Genomic DNA, 18,833 nt, shown 5'->3' with positions numbered 1-18,833 from the left:
TCCTTATCTCACCATACAAGGTTTTTTAGAATTATATTTCCAATCTTTTATCAAATACTGCATTGCTAATGTATCATCACGATCCCTAAATTTTGCTGGCATTGTTTTATATAATTCATGAGCTTTTAATAATTTTTCCATGTCTATTTCTACTCCAAGTCCTGGTTTATCAGTTATTTCTATAACTCCATTTTTTATTATAGGTGATTCTTTTGTAAGTCCTTGCCCATCCTGCCATATATAGTGTGTATCTACAGGAGTAATATTCCCTGGTGCTGCTGCTGCTACCTGTGCAAATGTTGCAAGAGTTATATCAAAATGGTTATTTGAATGCGATCCCCAAGTTAATCCCCAATCCTTCAATAAATAGGCCATTCTTATACTTCCGTTCAATGTCCAGAAATGAGGATCAGCAAGTATTATATCTACTGATTTTAATGTTGCTGCATGATAAAACTGTCTCCAGTTTGTAGCAATCATATTTGTTGCAATTTTTAATCCTGTGGCATTTTTAAATTCTGCCATTATCTCTCTGCTTGAGAATCCTGCTTCTGGTCCGCAAGGATCCTCCATATATGCTACAACACTATTTTTATCTTTACATAATCTTATAGCTTCCTCTAAAGTCCATGCTCCATTAGGATCAAGATTTACTCTGGCATCTGGAAAAGCTTTATGAAGGGCTTCTATAGCTTTCATTTCCTCTTCTCCTGCTAAAACTCCTCCTTTTAATTTAAAGTCTTTAAATCCATATCTTTCGTAAAGAGCTTTTGCCTGTTCTACTACAGCTTCTGGAGTGAGTGTTTCTTTTCTTCTTATTTCTTCCCATCTGTCTTTACATTCAGTTTCTACTAAATAAGGAAGATCTGTTTTATTTGTATCAGCTATATAAAATAAATAACCTAAAAAAGGAACTTCTTTTCTTTGAATTCCACCATCTCCTAATAAAGATGCCATAGGTTTATTTACATATTTTCCTAATAAATCGAGCATAGCACATTCTATAGCAGCCTCAGCTTGAACTACGAATTTCAAATTGCTTATATTTAATTCCTGAAGCCCTTCCCCACTATCGCCTTTAGCCTTTTGTCCATTTTTTCTTATGTTTGTTATTACCTGTCTGTAATCTGCTATTTCTGCTCCTATTACTATTGGTTTATAACTTTCAAGCATTTCAGTAATAGCTTCTCCTCCATGTATTTCTCCTATTCCTTTGTTTCCAGTTTCATCTTCCAATATTACTATATTTCTTGTAAAGTATGGTGCATGACACCCACTGAGTGTTAAAAGCATACTGTCATATCCAGCTACTGGATATACTTCCATTTTTACAACTTTTGGTGAACCTTTCTTTTCCATAACCTTTCCTCCATATTTATATTTTAACAGAATAAACTCTCAGTTATCAAAACATAATTATCTAATTTCGTATATCGTAACATAATAATTTTATACAGGATATATTATAAAAAACAAAAATAGCTATCAAAAATTGTCATAAGTAACATAAAAGAAATAATACTAATTCAAAAATCTTCTCCACTGCTGATTAAATTATTATAAAAGTATTTGCAGGAAAATAAAATAAATACAAAAAAGACTGTCTTATGACAGCCTTTTTTAATCCTTGTAAACTTATTATTAAATTATCTTTCTATCAATCATTTTTCTAACTACAGCTTTAGCCAAGTTAATTCTTTCTTCAATAGTAGATATATCCAAATATTCATTTTTGCTGTGAGCTTCTCCTCCAACAGGACCTACAGCGTCAACAACTCCTACTCCCAACACACCTAGAAAGTTTCCATCAGAACATCCTCCAGCTACTTCCCAATCATATTTTATTCCCATTTCACCTTTACTTTCATCAAAAAGATCACGAAGTACAGCTGATTTATCATTTAATACTAATGGTGGTCTGTATCCGATTTCCTCAAGCTCAACTTTAATTCCTTCAACTAATGGATTTGCTTTTAAATCCTCCATAGTTTTTCTAATAGTTTCAAAGAATTCTACTTGATGTGATCTTCCTTCAAATTTAATACAAGCATAATCAGGAACAATATTTACACCGCTTCCACCTTCTATAAGACCCACATTAAGTGAGTTCTTTATATCCCAGTTATGAAGCTTAGATATTTCAGTTACCCAACGAGAAGCTTCAAGAATAGCATTGATTCCCTCTTGTGGATAGTTCCCTGCATGAGAAGATTTTCCAAAGAACTCAACCTTGTATTTTACAAGTCCTTTTCTCTCTATTACAGCATTTCCATTTTTACGAGCTGGTTCAAATACCATTGCATATTTTGCATTCTTTCCTACTTCTTCTATTACAGGTCTTGAATAACGAGAACTGATTTCTTCATCTGTATTCATCACAAGGGCAATAGTAATATCTTCATTTTTGAATTCTTTAGCTACTTCTATCATAGAAAGTACTCCAGATTTCATATCATATACCCCTGCTCCTGTTGCTATATTTCCTTCAAGTTTGTATGACCATGCTGGTACAGTTCCCTTAGGGAATACAGTATCATTATGACCTAAGAACATAAGATCTATCTCTTCACTGTCTCTGTTTTTAGCTACTAATACAGGATTTTTTCCATCATTTTGAGGATATACTTTAAGTATCCATTCGTTTTCAAGTTCTTTTTTGAAAAATTCTGTAACTTCCTGTACACCTTCAGGTACATTACTTCCACAATCAATATTTACTAATTTTTCCAAGTCTGCTAAATATTTTTTCATATCCATTTTACGTAATCCCCCTTTAATTTTTTTATATTATCCAAATAGAATCATGTTAGTGATAAGAACTGCTAAAAGTCCTCCAATCATTGGAGCTGCTGTTCTTTTTACAACATCAAATGGAGACACTCCTGAAATTCCTGCAACTGCAACTATAACTGCAGTAATAGGAGAAATACTTCTTGCTATTCCAGCTGCCAGCTGCATTGGCATTAACATAACAATTGGATTAAGATCAACTGAAGCTGCCACTGCTGGTGCTAACGCAGCAAATGCGAAGAATGGAGCATTTCCTGATCCCATAAGGATAGAAGAAATTGCTATTATAGCAGTCATAACCAAAATCATTGGCTGAGGTCCAAGTCCTGCTGATTTAGTTGAATCAATAAGAGCTGAGATAACTCCTATTCTTGTAAGTCCAAGGGCAAAGAATTCTCCAGCTACAATCAGAGTGATAACATTGGCAAACTGGCTTCCCATTGCTGTAAATACTATTTTCAATTCAGCAAGAGTACTCTTGAAAGCTTTTCTTCTGATACCTTCAATAAGCATACTCAAAGCAATACTCATAAACATAGCTTCTACAACATCTACTTTGATGCTGCTTCCAGTTAATGGACTGAACATAAGTATTATAATCAATGGAATAATAGGTAAAAGAGCATAGAATCCAGGAACTTTTCCTTCTGCATTCATTTCTTTTTCAAATTCAGCTTCTTCCTTTGCTTTTTCTGCCAGATCCATTTTTCTATCCATAGATTTATTTACAAAGTAATGAATAACTGTGATAACAATTACTGTAACAATTGCTACTGGTATTTGATAATCAACAAAGTACAGAGCTGCATCCATCTCAGCAGTCTTAGAAGCAAGAACGGCATTTCCTGATGCAGGTCCCAGATCCAGACAAGCTGATGTTCCTATTACTGCTGTAGCTGCCAGAGGTGATACTCCAAGAGATACAACAATAGGATATACTGTTACCATTAGAAGAACTCCAAGTCCAGATGCACTTGGGATGAAGATATTAAGTATCTGTCCCACTACATATGATAATGCAAGTACTATATACGGAGAGTTAAGTTTTTGTAAAGGCTTTATAGCAACTTTTACAAGAGCTTTACTTGCTCCTATATGGTCCATGTATTTAGCAAATGCTGATACTATCATGATAGCTATTCCAAGACTTCCAGTAGTTTTGATAAAATTAGCTTTTAACTGAGCAAATACATCAAGATAAAGTGATCCTGTTCCCCCTTTTGCAAGAATAGGAGTTCCATTAAAAACCACAGCAGCTAATAAAAGTATAGCTCCCCCAAGTAATAATACACCCTGTGCATAATACTTTTTAACAATAAGATATCCAACTGCCACTATTACCAAAATTGCAACTATAAAATTCATTTTATTCCCCCTTTTTATATGTTAGTTTTACTTATCTGCACCATGTCTGTAACGAGGAAGCAGCATTGGAGATACTCTGTCAGTCTCTACTCCACTTGCCTTTAATGCTTCATGATATTCATCTATATGTTTTAATGTTAAATCTTTTACTTCAACCTCTTTGCTTTTAGCTCCAGCACTCTTACCAGCTCTACGACCAAACACTATTATATCCAATAATGAGTTCCCCATAAGTCTGTTTCTTCCGTGGATACCTCCAGCACATTCTCCAGCTACAAATAGATTTTCTATTTTAGTTTCACCTTTATCATTAATTAGAAGTCCCCCATTTTGATAATGAAGTGTTGGATAAATAAGGATTGGTTCTTTTCTCATATCTATTCCAAATTTTTCAAACATTCTAAACATTGCAGGAAGTCTTTTTTCCAGTGTTCCCTCTCCATGTATCATATCAATCAATGGAGTGTCCAGCCATACTCCAACTTCTCCAGTTGGTGTAGGGATTCCTTTACCTTTTACATTACATTCATTGATAATAGCTGAGGCTTCTATATCTCTTGTCTCTAAATGATATACAAATTGCTCTCCATCTATATTAAGAGGCGTAGCTCCAAGTCCTCTTACCTTTTCAGTAACTAATGCACCAAATATCTGAGATGGGAATGCAACTCCTGTAGGGTGATACTGGATAGTATCAGCAAAAGCAAGTTCTGCTCCTACTCTGTAACCTAATATTAATCCATCAGCTGTTGCTCCATAGTGATTAGAAGTAGGGAAACCATGATAGTGAAGTCTTCCTGCTCCACCAGTAGCAAGTATTACAGTTTTAGCTTTTGCTACTGAATATTCTTTAGTTTCAAGATTATATAATACTGCTCCTGCTACTTTTCCATCTGTATCTTTTATAAGTTCTACAGCTGGTGAAAATTCTATAACCTCTACACCTTTATTTCTTACTTCATCTCTAAGTACACGCATTATTTCTGCTCCACTGTAATCAGCAGCAGCATGCATTCTTTTTCTTGAAGTTCCTCCACCATGTTGAGTATGCATACTTCCATCTTCTTCTTTATCAAACATTACTCCCAGTTCGTTAAGCCATTGAATAGCTCCTGGAGCATCATGAACTAATGCTTTTGCAAGTTCAGGAATATTTGTGAAATGTCCTCCACCTAATACATCAAGATAATGTCTTGCAGGGGAATCATCTGGTTTGTCAGCAGCTTGAATTCCTCCTTCAGCCATCATAGTGTTGGCATCTCCAAAACGAAGTTTAGTAGCTATCATTACTTTAGCTCCTGCATTATGTGCTTCTAATGCTGCTGCGGCTCCTGCTCCTCCTGCTCCGATTATAAGAACATCCACATCATAATCAATTTTATTAAGATTTACTTTATCTAATTCCACTCTACTTTTTGCTTCAATCAAGTCAGCTAATTCCTGAGGTACTTTAGCTCCTGCATTTACTCCAAGATCAAGTGCTCTGAATCCGCTTTCCACATAGTCTGGGTGATTATTTTTTAATATTTCTAATTTAGCTTCTGGAGACAATCTTGGAAAATCATGTCCCATTCTGCTTGGACGAGTTGCCTCAACCTTTTTTATTAATTCTCTCATTTCTGCCGTATACATCTATCAAAAACCTCCATTCCTACTATTTAGTGATATCTCTGTGATTGTATAGATCTTTAAGTTCATCTATACTTTTATTCATCATTTCATCTAATTCTGCATCTAATTTTCCAGCATTGATTTCTTCAACTCTTTCAATTAAATGTTTACTCTTAGGAGCTATATGTTTTCCAGTAATACGACGAGCTAAAAGTCCTACATTGTAATGAGTTATTCCAGCAGGGCATTTTGATGCACATATTCCGCATCCTACACAGTCAAATGATTCATGAGCACATTTCTCAAATTCTCCTCTCTGTGCATATGCAATATACTGCATTACATTGATTCCTTGAGAACATCCTTTTGTACAAGCATTACATCCTATACATTTATAGATTTCAGGATAATTTTCTACCATAGTATCAGCAGATGCTTCTACTTTATCCATATCATATACTGCTTTCTTTCCTGGGAAAAAAGGAATTTGAGTAAGATACATTCCATCTTCCACTTCACTTTGACAAGCAAGTGTTACTTTAAGTTCACTTTCACCTTTTACTCTGTATACAGTGGCACATGCTCCACAGAATCCTGATCTGCATCCGCAGCTTCTGATAAGCTGATATCCTGCATACTCCATAGAATCCATTATTGTTAAAGTTGAAGGTACAGTATATTTTTTACCTAATATATATATATCAACCATTTTCTTTTCAGTCATTTATTTCTCCTTACTATGATTTTTTCTCAATATTAATATTCATTTGGAAGTTCTGAAATTTCGTCACATCTAAATACAGGACCATCTTTACATACATATTTATCTCCAATGTTACAACGTCCGCATTTTCCTACACCACACTTCATTTTAAGCTCCAGTGTAGTGAATACCTGCTCTTTTTTAAATCCTATTTCTTCCAAACCTTGAAGTACAAATTTAATCATGATTGGAGGTCCGCAGACAAGAGCAACTTTATTATTATCAAGTCCCAGTTCTTTTACATAGTTTGGTACAAATCCAACATGACCATCCCATCCTTCAAATTCTCTGTCTACAGTCAGATGCACATTTGTATCTTTCTGAGCAGGCCATACTTTAAAAATATCATTTTGATGCACTAAATCATCTGGAGTACGTGATCCATAAACGATATCAACTTTTCCATAATTTTCTCTATTATCCATTACATAGTTAATAACTGAACGAAGGGGAGCAAGTCCTATCCCTCCAGCTATGAATAATAAATCTTTGCCTTTTAATACATCTGCTTCTTCTACAGGAAAATTATTTCCATATGGTCCTCTTATACCAATTTCTGCCCCTTCTTCAAGCTGATGTATATAATCAGTTACTATTCCACATTTCTTTATACTGCACTCCATGTAATCTTTTACAGTAGGAGATGAAGTTATAGAGAATATTGCTTCTCCTATTGGAGGAACTGACAGCATAGCACATTGACCTGGCATGAAATCAAAAGGTTTTCCCCCTTCTGGACTCTCTATTCTAAATGTAGTAACATCAGGAGTATCTCTTCTGATATTCGTTATTATTGCCACTTTAGGCATTAAAGGGTCATTATCATGACATCCGCAACCACAACTCATATTATTCCTCCCCCAATCTTTTTATTACTCTTACTATATTTAATCCTACAGGACATTTTTCAACACATCTTCCACATCCTACACATGAGTACAATCCATCATGATTTTTTGGATAATATACAAGTTTATGCATAAATCTCTGTCTTACTCTCTGTAACTGATTAGTTCTTGGATTTCCATGAGCCATACGAGTAAAGTCTGATATCATGCAAGAATCCCAGCATCTGTATCTTTCTCCAGAATTTCCTCCATCATAATCTTTTACATCATAACAGTGGCAAGTTGGACATACAAATGTACAAGATCCACAAGCCAGACACTTTTTACTGATATCTCCCCAGAAGTCTTCCATATCAAAAAGTTCCTGCTGCTCTCTAGTTATTTTTTTAGGATTAAGCTCCTTTAAAGGAAGAGATTCTATTTTTTCCTTGATTTCTTTTTTTAGTGTTTCAAGAACATTTACATCTTCAGCATCTTCAAGTACAGAAAATACAGCAGCTATAAGTTTTTCTCCCTTATCAGTTTTAGCTTCCCATAAGATATAGTCCCCCATATCCCAAGTAACTATATCAGAAGCTGGTGAAGCTTCAGCTGCATCTATTCCAAAACCGCTGCAGAAACAAGTTTCCTCTGGTGAATTACATGCCATAGTTACTATGATTCCTCTTTCTCTGTGAGCTCTGTAATATGTATCCACTGGCTCTCTCAAGAATATGTTATCCATTATTTTAAAACTTGCTGCATCACAGTTTCTCACACCAAAAAGTACATACTCTCTTCCCTCTACATTTACTGGTGTCAGTTCAAGTTTTTTTCTTGTATTCTTAAATTTTAAATATGTTTCAGTTTGTGGAAAAACAAACTCTTTCACAGATGAATTTGTTTTAAGTACATCTAATCTTACATTTTTATCAGCACTATAGCTTCCAAAATTTACAAGAGTACCATTTTCCACAGGAAGAAATAAATCAAAATTATTATTAATAGCTTCCCATAATTCAGGCAATCTGCTTTTTAATACTTTTTTCATTATTTACCTCCTTTTTTTACTGCAAAATTATCTTTATCTTCTAGAGTATATGATACCAATGGTGCTGGAGTTTCAGAATCAAGTCCTGCTTCCCATGTTCCATAAGTTTCATTAATATCTTTTATTATTTTTCTATTTAATAAATCAAGTCTGATATGAGCAGGGCATATTCTTGCACATTCTCCACAGTCTACACAGTTCCCAGCTACATGATAGGCTCTTGTTAAGTGAAAGAATCCATTTTCAGGAGCTACATTAGCTTTTCCTAAAACATTTATCTCATCATTGTCAAATACACATTTTACACAGCTGCATGCTGGACATATATTACGACAGGCATTACATCTGATGCATCTTGAAAATTCATTGCTCCAGAATTCATATCTTTCATCAGCAGTCATATTTTCAAGTATTTTTACTTCTCTGAATCTTTCTTCAGAATCAATTTCAGAAGTTATCTCTTCTCCCAGTAATTCATCATATACTACTGGAGTAGGGTGAAGACAAGTTTCACATTTTGTATATTTATTATTTTTAGAATCAACCATTCCATTACATGGAACTCCCCATATATAAACTTTTTCTCTGTCTATTCTATGGTCTTTTAATAACTGGTTTAACCCTAATGAATCGCATCCTTTTAAAAATATTCCAATTTTTTCATATTTCTGTGTTTGTTCCATAAGATATTTGCTTAGGTTATTTATACAGTAAACATCTAATACAAGTTTATCTGTTTGTTCTGCATCTGTGATGAAAACTGGTATAGATTCAAATGAGAAGTCTCCCTTTTCCCAACCAATTACCATTTGGACTTTATTACTTGAAAGTGCTTCTTTAGCTATTTCTCTAATTTTTTCAGTCATTATTTCCATCTACCATCCCTCAACTTTTTATTTGGCCCAAGTTTATGAACGTTTTCCAATACTTCATTCATTACTGTAGCAAATTTATTTGCTTCTGCAGCTGATATCCAGTCTATTTTAAAACGTTCTTTTTCTATTCCCATATATTCAAGAAGATTAATAAATACAGAGAAACGACGTCTTGTGTAATAGTTTCCTGTTGAGTAGTGACAGTCTCCTGGATGGCATCCTGCAATAACCACTCCATCTGCACCCTTCTGGAATGCACGAATTATAAAGTTAGTATTTACTCTGCAAGAGCAAGGAACACGAATTATTTTTACATTAGCAGGGTAGTTCAGTCTGCTTGTTCCTGCTAAGTCTGCACCTGCATAACTGCACCAGTTACAGCAGAATGCAACTATCAAAGGTTTGAACTCTTCTTTTTCTACTTTTTCTACAGACGACATATTGCATCTACCTCCGCCATAATTTGTTTATTTGAGAATCCTCTAAGGTCAATCGCTCCTGGACGGCAAGATACTGTACATCCTCCACATCCTTGACATAGTGCATCATTTACTGTTGCCACTAATCTTCTTACAACTTTTCCGTGATCTCTAATATCTGTCATTTTTAAAGAGATAGCATCATATGGACACATTTGTGCACATTGACCGCAACCACTGCATAAATCAGTATTTACAGAAGATACACAAGGATTATTTACCAGTTTATCCTTACAAAGGAGAATTATAGCCTTTGCTGCTGCTGCACTGGCTTGTGCTACTGTTTCAGGAATATCTTTAGGCCCTTGACAAGCTCCTGCCAGATATATTCCTGCTGAAGCAGTTTCCACTGGTTTAAGTTTTGGATGTGCCTCTGTAAAGAAGTTGTTTGTATCTGTACTTATGTTAAGCTTTCTTTTTAAAGCTACAGCATCATCTTTAGCTCTTGTAGCTGCTGCCAATACTACCATATCAGCATCTATAACAACTGTCTGCCCAGTAAGGGCATCTACACCATTTACCATTAATTTATCCCCTTCTGGGAATACTTTTCCAACCATACCTTTGATATATTGAACTCCATATTCTTCAACTGCTCTTCTTTGAAATTCATCAAAGTTTTTACCAGGTGTTCTTACATCTATATAGAATACATATGCCTCAATATCTGGATATTTATCTCTAAGGAGCATTGCATGTTTTGCTGTATACATACAACATATTTTTGAACAGTAAGGTTTTCCTCTGTCGCTTGTATCTCTTGAACCAACACATTGTACAAAAACTACTTTTTTAGGCTTTGTATTATCTGAAGGTTTAAGAAATTTTCCATGAGTAGGTCCTGCTGCATTTGTAAGTCTTTCAAATTCCAATGAAGTTATTACATTAGGATGAGAATAATTATATTCTCCTAACTTCTCAAGATTGATAAGATCATATCCAGTAGCAACCACTATAGCTCCATATTTCTCTTCAATAATTTCATCTTTTTGAGAAAAATCTATTGCTTTTGCCATACAAAGTTTTTCACATATTCCACATTTTCCAGTTGCCATTTTTATACATTGAATACTATCAATTACTGGTACATTTGGTACTGCCTGTGCAAATGCTTTGTATATAGCTCCTCTTTTAGTCAGATTTTCTTCAAATTCGTTTCCTGCTTTTCTTGAAGGACATTTTTCAACACAGATTCCACAACCTGTACATTTGTCCATATCTACATAACGTGCTTTTTTCTTTATAGATACTGTAAAATTTCCTACATAACCATTTACAGCTTCTATTTCACTATATGTATGCAAAGTAATATTTGGATGCATAGAAGCATCAACCATTTTAGGTGTTAAAATACATGCTGAACAATCAAGTGTAGGGAATGTTTTATCTAATTGGGCCATTTTTCCACCTATGCTTGGCTGCTTCTCAACTATATCTACTTTGAATCCAGCATCAGCTATATCAATAGCTGTTTGTATACCTGCAATTCCCCCTCCAATTACCAATGCTCTTTTTTCTACTCCGCTTTCTCCTGATACTAATGGAGCATTAAGAATAGCTTTTGCTACAGCAGCTTTTACAAGTGCTATTGCTTTTTCTGTTCCCTGTTCTTTATCTTTATGTACCCATGAACAGTGTTCTCTTATATTAGCTATCTCCACAAGATATGGATTCAATCCAGCTTTTGCAGCTGCATTACGAAATGTTGTTTCATGCATTCTAGGAGAACATGAAGCAACTACTACTCTATCTAAATTATATTCTTTTATAGCATCTTTTAATAAATTTTGCCCTATCTCAGAGCACATATATTGATAATTTGTTGAATAAACTACTCCAGGAATATCCTTTGCTACTTCAGATACTCTCTCTACATCTACAGTACCTGCTATATTATTCCCGCACCAACAAACAAAAACTCCAACTCTTTGCAATCTCTTTCCTCCTCACAAAACAGTTTATTTACTATATTTACGAAATGCACTGACAATAGCTTGCTGCGGCATCTTTTTATCTGACATTATTTCTGGTACATCTTCTGGAATCAACTTGCTGCTTCCTTTTTTTCTTACAATAGTTAGACGAACTGCTTCCATCAGTTTACAAAGATCTACATTTCTAGGACAACAAGAAGCACAAGTAAAACAAGAAGCACAAGTCCATATAGTTTTACTGTTTTTTATTGTTTCTACGTCTCCCATTTGCAGATGTCTTATTACCTGATGAGGAAGTATATCCATTCCATCTGTAGCAGGACATCCAGCAGAACATTTTCCACACTGCATACAGTTTGCTGTTTTTTCCTTACTGATTTCCTCTATTGTAAATACATCTTTTTTATCTTTATTGAAAACTACTTTATCTCTTTCCAATTTTTCCTCCCTGTCTTTAGAAATATTTTACTTAACTCCTAAAGCTTCAGCTAAAATCTCTGAAAAATAACTTACTGATGTTGTATCTTTAAGTTCCAAGTTATACTTGCACAAAGGACAAGCTGTTACTATTTCCTCTGCTCCATTATCTAAAGCTGACTTTATTATCTTGCTGCTCATTTTTTCTGTAAGCTCTTTATTATTTACAGCAAGGTAAGCTCCACAGCATTCTGTTCTATATGGGTAAAGTACCGGAGTTCCTCCAAGTGCTTTTATAAAATTCTCTATTATTGATGGATTTTCTGGATCATCAAAGTTCATTGCCTTTTTAGGCTTCAAAAGCATACATCCATAATAAGCTGCAATTTTACGATTAAGAGGATTCACAACTTTTTCTCCTATCTTATCAAATCCTATTTCATCTCTTAACATTTCAAGATAGTGAATTACTTCACCTTCTCCTGAGTAGTTGTTTTCTAATTGCAGATAATTATTAACTTTTCTTCTCATATCCTCATTAGATTTTAATTCTTCATTTGTTCTTTTGATTACATGATGACATGCAGAACATATAGTCACAAGTTTCTCTCCCTTGGCATAAGAAGCAGCTAAACTTCTTACTGAAGAAAGTTTTGTAGCAATTTCATCTGAACCTAATGGAAATACAGCACCACAGCATTGCCAATCTTTCTGCTCTTCCAATTCTACACCTAAAGCAGCAGCTGAATCTAAGGCATATTTCTCAAGGTCTTGTGCTTTAGTTTTTAAAGTACAACCAGGATAATAGCTAAATTTCATTTCTTCTCTTCCCTCCCTAATTTATTAAATTAAACTTCTTTAATAGTTCCTATTTTTGTGAAAAAACTTTTATTTACTGTATTTTATAAAACAATTTTTCCATTTATGAACTATTTTGGAAATCAAAGTTTTATTTAAGTACTAAATATATTAATATATTTATAATATATTGAGAAGAATATGTCAAATGTTTTTTTATTTTTTTTCAGTTATTTATATTCTTTAGAAATCTTGTATTCATTAATAGATAAAACAAAAACTTCATTCAAACTGAAACTTTTTGTATCAAATATAATAAATTCCATTCTCTTCAACTTATATTAAAACTATCAATTTATAAGTTAATATTTTAAAATATTTTTTATAAAAAAAAGAACCAGAGAGCAGTCTGGTTCCATTTTCTAAACTATATAAATAATTTTGGGGAAAGATTTATATAGAAAAATCTGTAAAAAGATTTTTATAATCATATCCTATACTATCCCAATATAATTTGTCAATAATTTTTTAGAATTTAAGACATAATTAAACTCCGATAAAATAATTATTTAATTCTTTGTTTCATTTTTTGAATATTTATTTTTTTATAAAAAAATTTTGTTAAAAAAGAATTATGAAATTCCTGACAATATAATATTAATAAAATTCTATATCTTATAGAGACTTTATACATAATCTAAAAAAGAAGTTTTAAAAATATTAAAGTTTTTTCTTTTTTTTATTTAAAAAAGGAAAATTAAAATTTATTTGTATAATATTAATGCAAATCTCTTCCCCGAGATGTTTTAATATATATATGTAAAAAGGAGTTTTCCCCAAAAACTCCTTTTTACCTTTTTATTCATTTTTCTTTAACTTGTTATAAAAAATTTAAAGTTTAAAAAATAAAATTTTATTTTTTAATTAATCTTTTATCAATTAACAATTATTTCTTTAATTGAACAGGAAAAATTAGAACACCACACATTGAATTTAAATCTTTATTTCTAAAAATATCTCATGTTCTTAAAAAATAAAAATAACTTTAAAGTTCTATTTAAATTTTAATTTCCTTTTTATTATATCTGTATCTTCTATAAAACTATTTTTTGTATATTTTTTAAGTTGAAAATTTGACTTGTTTTTCTATTTTTGTTATAATCCATTATATAAAACTACTCAAAGGAGGTATACTATGAAAAATCCATTATTAGTAGAAGATGTTGAATTTATTGAAAATAATATTGAATGTTTTCAAGAACATATTGGGAATGATTTCAATCACTATATGAATGAATGGCTTTCTGATGATACAAAGTTTAATTTCTGGGCATTTTTTCTGGCACCTTTCTGGTTAGGATATAGAGGTCTTTATGAATATGCCATTCTATATATAATTCTTATTAATATTACTTCAGATCATCTGCATTCAATATTCCTGGCATTTCTTTTTCTTTTTCCTATATATATAGGTTTTAAAGGAAATATATTATATTTTGAAAAAGTGAAGAATAATATAAAAAAAGGAAGAAGAGCAAGTGGTGGAGCAATAGGTATTATCATTGTAATACTTCTTCAAGTTGCCATTTTTAATATATTTTATAATTAAAATAAATAAAAAATGAATGCTTAATAAACAAAATTAGAATTTTTTAATAAAATAGCTTACTATTAATTTTATCTATAAAATATAATAAATATAGGTAATATTACAATTAAAATTTCTTAATTGATTGACTAGTGAATTTTCTTTATTTAAAATACTCTTTTATGTTTTATTTACTTCATTAATTATGACAAGTTTTTTTAACTTTTAAGGTTGTAATCCATAACTACCCTATAATTTGTTGTTGTAAGCAAAGAAACTGGAACTAATATGTTCCAGTTTCTTTTATTTAAAATAAAATGGATATTCTTCAATGAAATGTTCAAGTTTTGCTGGCAATCTTGAAAAATGTTCATTAAGCAATTCATGAACTTTATCTTTCTTCTTATTTTTAATAATGTCTAATATTTTTAAATGACTTTCCTGAATAAAATTATCCTTTATCTTATTTGATGAATTTAAAACTCTGACTCTCTGATAATCAAAAAAATTATCTGTAGTTACTTTAAATAAATCTCTATATCCAACTCCTTCAAATATTACTTGATGAAACTCCACATCTAATTTATGAAATTCTACATAATCTCTAGTTGTATCAAGAATAAATTTCTGCTTTGCAAGATTATCTTCTAATCTTCTTAGATAATCTTGTGAAAAATTATCACAAGCTAATTGTATCATTTTCTCTTCTACACAAATTCTTAACATTCTTCCATCTTCAAATTTTTCTTTATCTATTTTAGTAACAAAAGTTCCACTTTGAGGAAGGGTTTCTATTAGTCCATCATGTTTTAAAAGAATAAGTGCTTCCCTGATAGGTGTACGGCTCATATTAAGAGAATGAAATAAATCAATTTCACGAAGCTCCGCTCCTGGCTTTAAATCAAGTCTAAGTATATTCTCTTTCAATATTTTATATGCAAAACTAGAATTTGTTTTGCCCATTATATCGTCATATATCTTCAGCACAAAATCCCTCTCTTCTTAAAGTTAATTTATTATTTCTTACTATACTCTAATACTTAATTAAGTAATTGTCAAGAGGCTTGACCTATTGAAATAATATATCAAACTTATAATAAAGAGAAAAATATGTCCTCAAAATCAAATTAAATGATAATTACTTTTTCAAAATTTTATTATTTAGGCTTATAATTTTTTTACATATATTCTCTGCACCAAGAATATCACTCACAAGACATATTCTTTGAGCTCCTCTATTTATTATTTCATCTATATTATAATCTTTTATTCCGCCTATGGCTATAAAAGGCAGATGAAGATTCCTTACAGCAAATTCTAAATATTCCAATCCCACTGGAGCTGTATCTTTTGTAGTAGTAGGAAATATGGGTCCTACCCCAATATAATCTACATTTTCATTATTATATGCTGCTATTCCCTGTTCCTCTGAATGAGTAGATAAACCTATTATTTTATCCACACCTATAAGTTTTCTTACATCATCTGGTTTCATATCATCCTGTCCTACATGCACCCCGTCAGCATCTACAAGCATAGCAATAGCTACATCATCATTTACTATAAAAAATACATTATTTTTTCTGCAAAGTTCTCTTATTGCTTTTACTTCTTCAACCTTTTCTTTAGAGCTTTTTTTCTTATCTCTATATTGAATTATTTTGATTCCGCCTTTTATCATTTCCTCTACACATTGATAATTACTCTTTCCATTGGCAAAATTATCTCCTGTTATTCCGTAGAGCCCTTTTGGTATATCTATTCTATTCCTCAATATATCCACCTCTTTTTAATGCTATTTCTGCCATGATGGCAGACACTACGGATACCTTATGAGAATATGTTTTATAATTGGAAATATCTTTTTGAAAATCTCCTACTACATATAAATTTTTTCCTGCCTCTTTAATTTGAATTTCCCTACAGTCATGACTGGCTATTCCTGAAGCAGATATTATAATTTTTCCCATTGGGTATAATTCCTCTACAAGCATACTTTTATACTCTTTTTTATCAAAACCTTCTATTATTATATCACAGTCTTGAAAAAATTCTTTTATATTCTCCCTTTCAAATTTAATAATATCATATTGAAAATCTCCATCAGGATTTATCCTTTTCAGATTTTCATATAACATCTCTGCTTTATATTTTCCTATCTGATCTTTAAAATAAAACTGTCTGTTGAGATTAGATTCTTCAATAACATCAAAGTCGCCAAATTTTAGTTCTTTTACTCCTAATCTCACAAGATGTACAGCTACATTAGAGCCTATTCCGCCACTTCCAGCTATTCCTATCTTCATACTAATGTCTCCCAGTCTTTATATACTACTTCCAGCCCTCTTCCTCTTATAGCCTTTACTATTTCCTCGACATTTCTATTATCACTTATATCAAATTGGGCAGTAGACTCATTTTCATGAGAATAACCTCCCACTTCTGTTTTTGAGCCAGCTGAAAATTTTGTTACTCCCAGAGCTACAATATTATCTCTCATTACAACACTTTCTCTAGTTGAAAGAGTTATCCCAGCTTTTGGCTGAAATATTCTGTTAGCAAGGAGTATCTGTACAAAAGTCAAATCATCTACAGCATAGCTGTCTTTCAGATTTCCCTCTGCTTCATTTACTCTTGGAAAAGATATACTGAATTCACTGTTGGGATAATTTTCCATAAGATATTTCAGATGAAGTCCTGTCTTAAAAGCATCACTCCTGATTCCTCCCAGTCCAAGAAGAGCCCCTATTCCAATAGTTCTGATTCCTGCCTTTGCTCCTCTCTCAGGTGTATCTAAACGATATTTAAAATTTCTCTTTTCCCCAGAAAGATGTACCTGTTCATATCTTACTTCATCATATGTCTCCTGATATACTGTAAGTCCATCTAATCCATCTTCTGCTAAATATTTATAGTCCTCTTCATCTAGAGGCATCACTTCTATCGAAACAGAGGAAAAATATTTTTTTAATATATCTATTCCACCTTTAAGATATTCTTTATCTACTAACCCCTTTGCCTCTCCTGTAAGAAGAAGTATATTTCCTATTCCTGTTTTAGCTATTTCCTGTGCTTCATGTTCTATTTCTTCAAATTTCATATGTCTTCTTTTTATAAGGTTTTTTTTTGAAAACCCACAGTAAATACAGTTACTTGTACAGTAATTAGAAACATATATAGGAAGATACAGCCCTATTACATTTCCAAAATGCTGCCTTGTAAGTTTTGCAGCTTTTACTGCCATTTCTTCCAGATGGTTTTGTGCTTTAGGGGAAAGAAGGTTTAAATAATCATATACTCCCAGTTTATCTTTTCCTATACTTTCCCTTATATCTTCATCTGTAACACTAGAAAAATAATTTTCAAAATCAAAATCTTTCCATTTTACAAGTTCATCATAATAGCTCACTTATTTGTCACCTCTGAAAAGAAATCCAGTCAAAGGTGATGAAGCACTGGCATATTTCTTTTCTTCAGCAATTTTTGCAAGAAAAGCTTCTCTTCCAGCTTCTACTGCTAATGAAAAAGCTCTTCCCATTTTCACTGGATCCTGAGCTGTAGCTATTGCTGTATTTACAAGAACAGCATCACATCCCATTTCCATAGCTATTGCAGCATCAGATGGTCTTCCTATTCCAGCGTCTACTATAATAGGAACTCTGTTAGTCTCCAGCATCATTTCAATAAGAGGCTTAGTAACTATTCCTCTATTTGAACCAATGGGAGAACCTAGAGGCATAACTGCTGCTGCTCCTGCATCTTCCATTCTTTTAGCAGCTATGAGGTCAGGCATCATATATGGAAGTACAGTAAATCCTTCATCAGCTAATATTTTTGTAGCCTTTATTGTTTCTGAATTATCTGGCATAAGATATTGTGAATCATTAATTATTTCTATCTTAATAAAATCTCCACATCCAGCTTCTCTTGCAATTCTCGCTATTTTTACTGCTTCTTCTGCTGTCCTTGCTCCTGATGTATTAGGCAACAGTGTTATGTGTTTAGGTATATAATTTAAAATATTTTCTTTAGGATTTTGAAAATTTATTCTTCTCAATGCCATTGTTATTATTTGTGATCCACTGGCTTCCATCATAGGAGCTACTAAATTTTTATCAGAAAATTTTCCTGTTCCTGTAAGAAGTCTGCTTCTAAATTCATGTCCTTTTAATATAAATTTATCCATTTTACCTTCCTTTTCTATTCAATATATGTAAATAAAAATAAGATTAAATTTTAAAACTTCAGAAAGATTTATATAATTAATTAAACAAAACATAAAATTGATTTATAACATCTTTCTACAAATTAATAATAAGATATCTCTGATTAACA

Annotated in this window: 18 protein-coding genes; 1 reads left to right on the top strand and 17 read right to left on the bottom strand. The window is 32.3% G+C overall.

The window, feature by feature from the left end:
* Positions 1-3 precede the first annotated feature (3 nt).
* From E6771_RS05615 to E6771_RS05560, 12 genes are all read right to left on the bottom strand, one after another.
* Positions 4-1,359: a glucarate dehydratase family protein gene (locus E6771_RS05615; protein ID WP_316090184.1), complete on the bottom strand. Its 1,356-nt coding sequence runs from the start codon at positions 1,357-1,359 to the stop codon at positions 4-6.
* Positions 1,360-1,641: 282 nt separating this feature from the next.
* Positions 1,642-2,757 (bottom strand): M20 family metallopeptidase, encoded by a 1,116-nt coding sequence (locus tag E6771_RS05610; RefSeq protein WP_316090182.1) that lies wholly within the window; start codon positions 2,755-2,757, stop codon positions 1,642-1,644.
* A gap of 30 nt (positions 2,758-2,787) precedes the next feature.
* Entirely contained in the window at positions 2,788-4,155 is a 1,368-nt protein-coding gene (dcuC, locus tag E6771_RS05605; RefSeq protein WP_316090180.1) for a C4-dicarboxylate transporter DcuC, read from the bottom strand.
* A 27-nt stretch (positions 4,156-4,182) separates the two neighbouring features.
* Positions 4,183-5,787 (bottom strand): FAD-binding protein, encoded by a 1,605-nt coding sequence (locus E6771_RS05600; protein WP_316090178.1) that lies wholly within the window; start codon positions 5,785-5,787, stop codon positions 4,183-4,185.
* A gap of 22 nt (positions 5,788-5,809) precedes the next feature.
* Positions 5,810-6,490, bottom strand: coding sequence for a 4Fe-4S dicluster domain-containing protein (locus tag E6771_RS05595; RefSeq protein WP_316090176.1), 681 nt, complete (start codon positions 6,488-6,490; stop codon positions 5,810-5,812).
* 32 nt (positions 6,491-6,522) lie between these two features.
* The gene (locus tag E6771_RS05590; protein WP_316090174.1) at positions 6,523-7,377 is read right to left on the bottom strand and encodes an FAD/NAD(P)-binding protein; all 855 of its coding nucleotides are present in this window, start codon (positions 7,375-7,377) and stop codon (positions 6,523-6,525) included.
* 1 nt (position 7,378) lies between these two features.
* Positions 7,379-8,407: a 4Fe-4S dicluster domain-containing protein gene (locus E6771_RS05585; protein WP_316090172.1), complete on the bottom strand. Its 1,029-nt coding sequence runs from the start codon at positions 8,405-8,407 to the stop codon at positions 7,379-7,381.
* Complete coding sequence (locus E6771_RS05580) at positions 8,407-9,282, bottom strand: 4Fe-4S dicluster domain-containing protein (RefSeq protein WP_316090170.1); 876 nt, start codon at positions 9,280-9,282, stop codon at positions 8,407-8,409. Before E6771_RS05580 ends, E6771_RS05585 begins: the two co-directional genes overlap by 1 nt.
* Positions 9,273-9,722, bottom strand: coding sequence for a hydrogenase iron-sulfur subunit (locus E6771_RS05575; protein WP_308009397.1), 450 nt, complete (start codon positions 9,720-9,722; stop codon positions 9,273-9,275). The genes E6771_RS05580 and E6771_RS05575 overlap by 10 nt, the downstream gene beginning before the upstream one ends.
* Positions 9,710-11,695, bottom strand: coding sequence for a CoB--CoM heterodisulfide reductase iron-sulfur subunit A family protein (locus E6771_RS05570; protein ID WP_316090165.1), 1,986 nt, complete (start codon positions 11,693-11,695; stop codon positions 9,710-9,712). Before E6771_RS05570 ends, E6771_RS05575 begins: the two co-directional genes overlap by 13 nt.
* Positions 11,696-11,719: 24 nt before the next feature.
* Positions 11,720-12,133, bottom strand: coding sequence for a 4Fe-4S dicluster domain-containing protein (locus tag E6771_RS05565; RefSeq protein ID WP_316090163.1), 414 nt, complete (start codon positions 12,131-12,133; stop codon positions 11,720-11,722).
* Between the two features lie 27 nt (positions 12,134-12,160).
* Positions 12,161-12,931: a CoB--CoM heterodisulfide reductase iron-sulfur subunit B family protein gene (locus E6771_RS05560; RefSeq protein WP_316090162.1), complete on the bottom strand. Its 771-nt coding sequence runs from the start codon at positions 12,929-12,931 to the stop codon at positions 12,161-12,163.
* A gap of 1,174 nt (positions 12,932-14,105) precedes the next feature.
* On the opposite strand from E6771_RS05560, the gene E6771_RS05555 reads away from it, so the two are divergent.
* Positions 14,106-14,519, top strand: coding sequence for a DUF2628 domain-containing protein (locus E6771_RS05555; RefSeq protein ID WP_316090160.1), 414 nt, complete (start codon positions 14,106-14,108; stop codon positions 14,517-14,519).
* A 282-nt stretch (positions 14,520-14,801) separates the two neighbouring features.
* On the opposite strand, the gene E6771_RS05550 is transcribed toward E6771_RS05555, so the two are convergent.
* The 5 genes from E6771_RS05550 to E6771_RS05530 all read right to left on the bottom strand — a co-directional run bounded on the left by E6771_RS05550 (position 14,802) and on the right by E6771_RS05530 (position 18,684).
* Complete coding sequence (locus E6771_RS05550) at positions 14,802-15,485, bottom strand: GntR family transcriptional regulator (protein ID WP_316090159.1); 684 nt, start codon at positions 15,483-15,485, stop codon at positions 14,802-14,804.
* Positions 15,486-15,636: 151 nt separating this feature from the next.
* Positions 15,637-16,272, bottom strand: a complete 636-nt coding sequence (thiE, locus tag E6771_RS05545; RefSeq protein ID WP_316090158.1) for a thiamine phosphate synthase — start codon at positions 16,270-16,272, stop codon at positions 15,637-15,639.
* A complete protein-coding gene (gene thiF, locus E6771_RS05540) occupies positions 16,262-16,804 on the bottom strand; it encodes a sulfur carrier protein ThiS adenylyltransferase ThiF (protein ID WP_316090156.1) in 543 nt (180 codons plus the stop codon). The genes thiE and thiF overlap by 11 nt, the downstream gene beginning before the upstream one ends.
* On the bottom strand, positions 16,801-17,907 hold the full coding sequence (gene thiH, locus E6771_RS05535; RefSeq protein WP_316090155.1) for a 2-iminoacetate synthase ThiH: 1,107 nt from the start codon (positions 17,905-17,907) through the stop codon (positions 16,801-16,803). Before thiH ends, thiF begins: the two co-directional genes overlap by 4 nt.
* Positions 17,908-18,684, bottom strand: a complete 777-nt coding sequence (locus tag E6771_RS05530; protein WP_316090153.1) for a thiazole synthase — start codon at positions 18,682-18,684, stop codon at positions 17,908-17,910.
* Positions 18,685-18,833 lie beyond the last annotated feature (149 nt).

This window comes from Fusobacterium sp. (assembly GCF_032477075.1).
Classification (GTDB): Bacteria; Fusobacteriota; Fusobacteriia; order Fusobacteriales; family Fusobacteriaceae; genus Fusobacterium_A.
This window is presented reverse-complemented; position numbering and strand designations above follow the sequence as displayed.

What these genes read in the sequence shown, in the direction of transcription:
- E6771_RS05610 (WP_316090182.1), bottom strand. Translation starts at nt 2,757, where the DNA reads ATGGATATGAAAAAATATTTAGCAGACTTGGAAAAATTAGTAAATATT.
- E6771_RS05555 (WP_316090160.1), top strand. Translation starts at nt 14,106, where the DNA reads ATGAAAAATCCATTATTAGTAGAAGATGTTGAATTTATTGAAAATAAT.
- thiF (WP_316090156.1), bottom strand. Translation starts at nt 16,804, where the DNA reads ATGAAGATAGGAATAGCTGGAAGTGGCGGAATAGGCTCTAATGTAGCT.
- E6771_RS05590 (WP_316090174.1), bottom strand. Translation starts at nt 7,377, where the DNA reads ATGAGTTGTGGTTGCGGATGTCATGATAATGACCCTTTAATGCCTAAA.
- E6771_RS05585 (WP_316090172.1), bottom strand. Translation starts at nt 8,407, where the DNA reads ATGAAAAAAGTATTAAAAAGCAGATTGCCTGAATTATGGGAAGCTATT.
- E6771_RS05575 (WP_308009397.1), bottom strand. Translation starts at nt 9,722, where the DNA reads ATGTCGTCTGTAGAAAAAGTAGAAAAAGAAGAGTTCAAACCTTTGATA.
- dcuC (WP_316090180.1), bottom strand. Translation starts at nt 4,155, where the DNA reads ATGAATTTTATAGTTGCAATTTTGGTAATAGTGGCAGTTGGATATCTT.
- E6771_RS05615 (WP_316090184.1), bottom strand. Translation starts at nt 1,359, where the DNA reads ATGGAAAAGAAAGGTTCACCAAAAGTTGTAAAAATGGAAGTATATCCA.
- E6771_RS05560 (WP_316090162.1), bottom strand. Translation starts at nt 12,931, where the DNA reads ATGAAATTTAGCTATTATCCTGGTTGTACTTTAAAAACTAAAGCACAA.
- E6771_RS05595 (WP_316090176.1), bottom strand. Translation starts at nt 6,490, where the DNA reads ATGACTGAAAAGAAAATGGTTGATATATATATATTAGGTAAAAAATAT.
- E6771_RS05530 (WP_316090153.1), bottom strand. Translation starts at nt 18,684, where the DNA reads ATGGATAAATTTATATTAAAAGGACATGAATTTAGAAGCAGACTTCTT.
- E6771_RS05600 (WP_316090178.1), bottom strand. Translation starts at nt 5,787, where the DNA reads ATGTATACGGCAGAAATGAGAGAATTAATAAAAAAGGTTGAGGCAACT.
- E6771_RS05580 (WP_316090170.1), bottom strand. Translation starts at nt 9,282, where the DNA reads ATGGAAATAATGACTGAAAAAATTAGAGAAATAGCTAAAGAAGCACTT.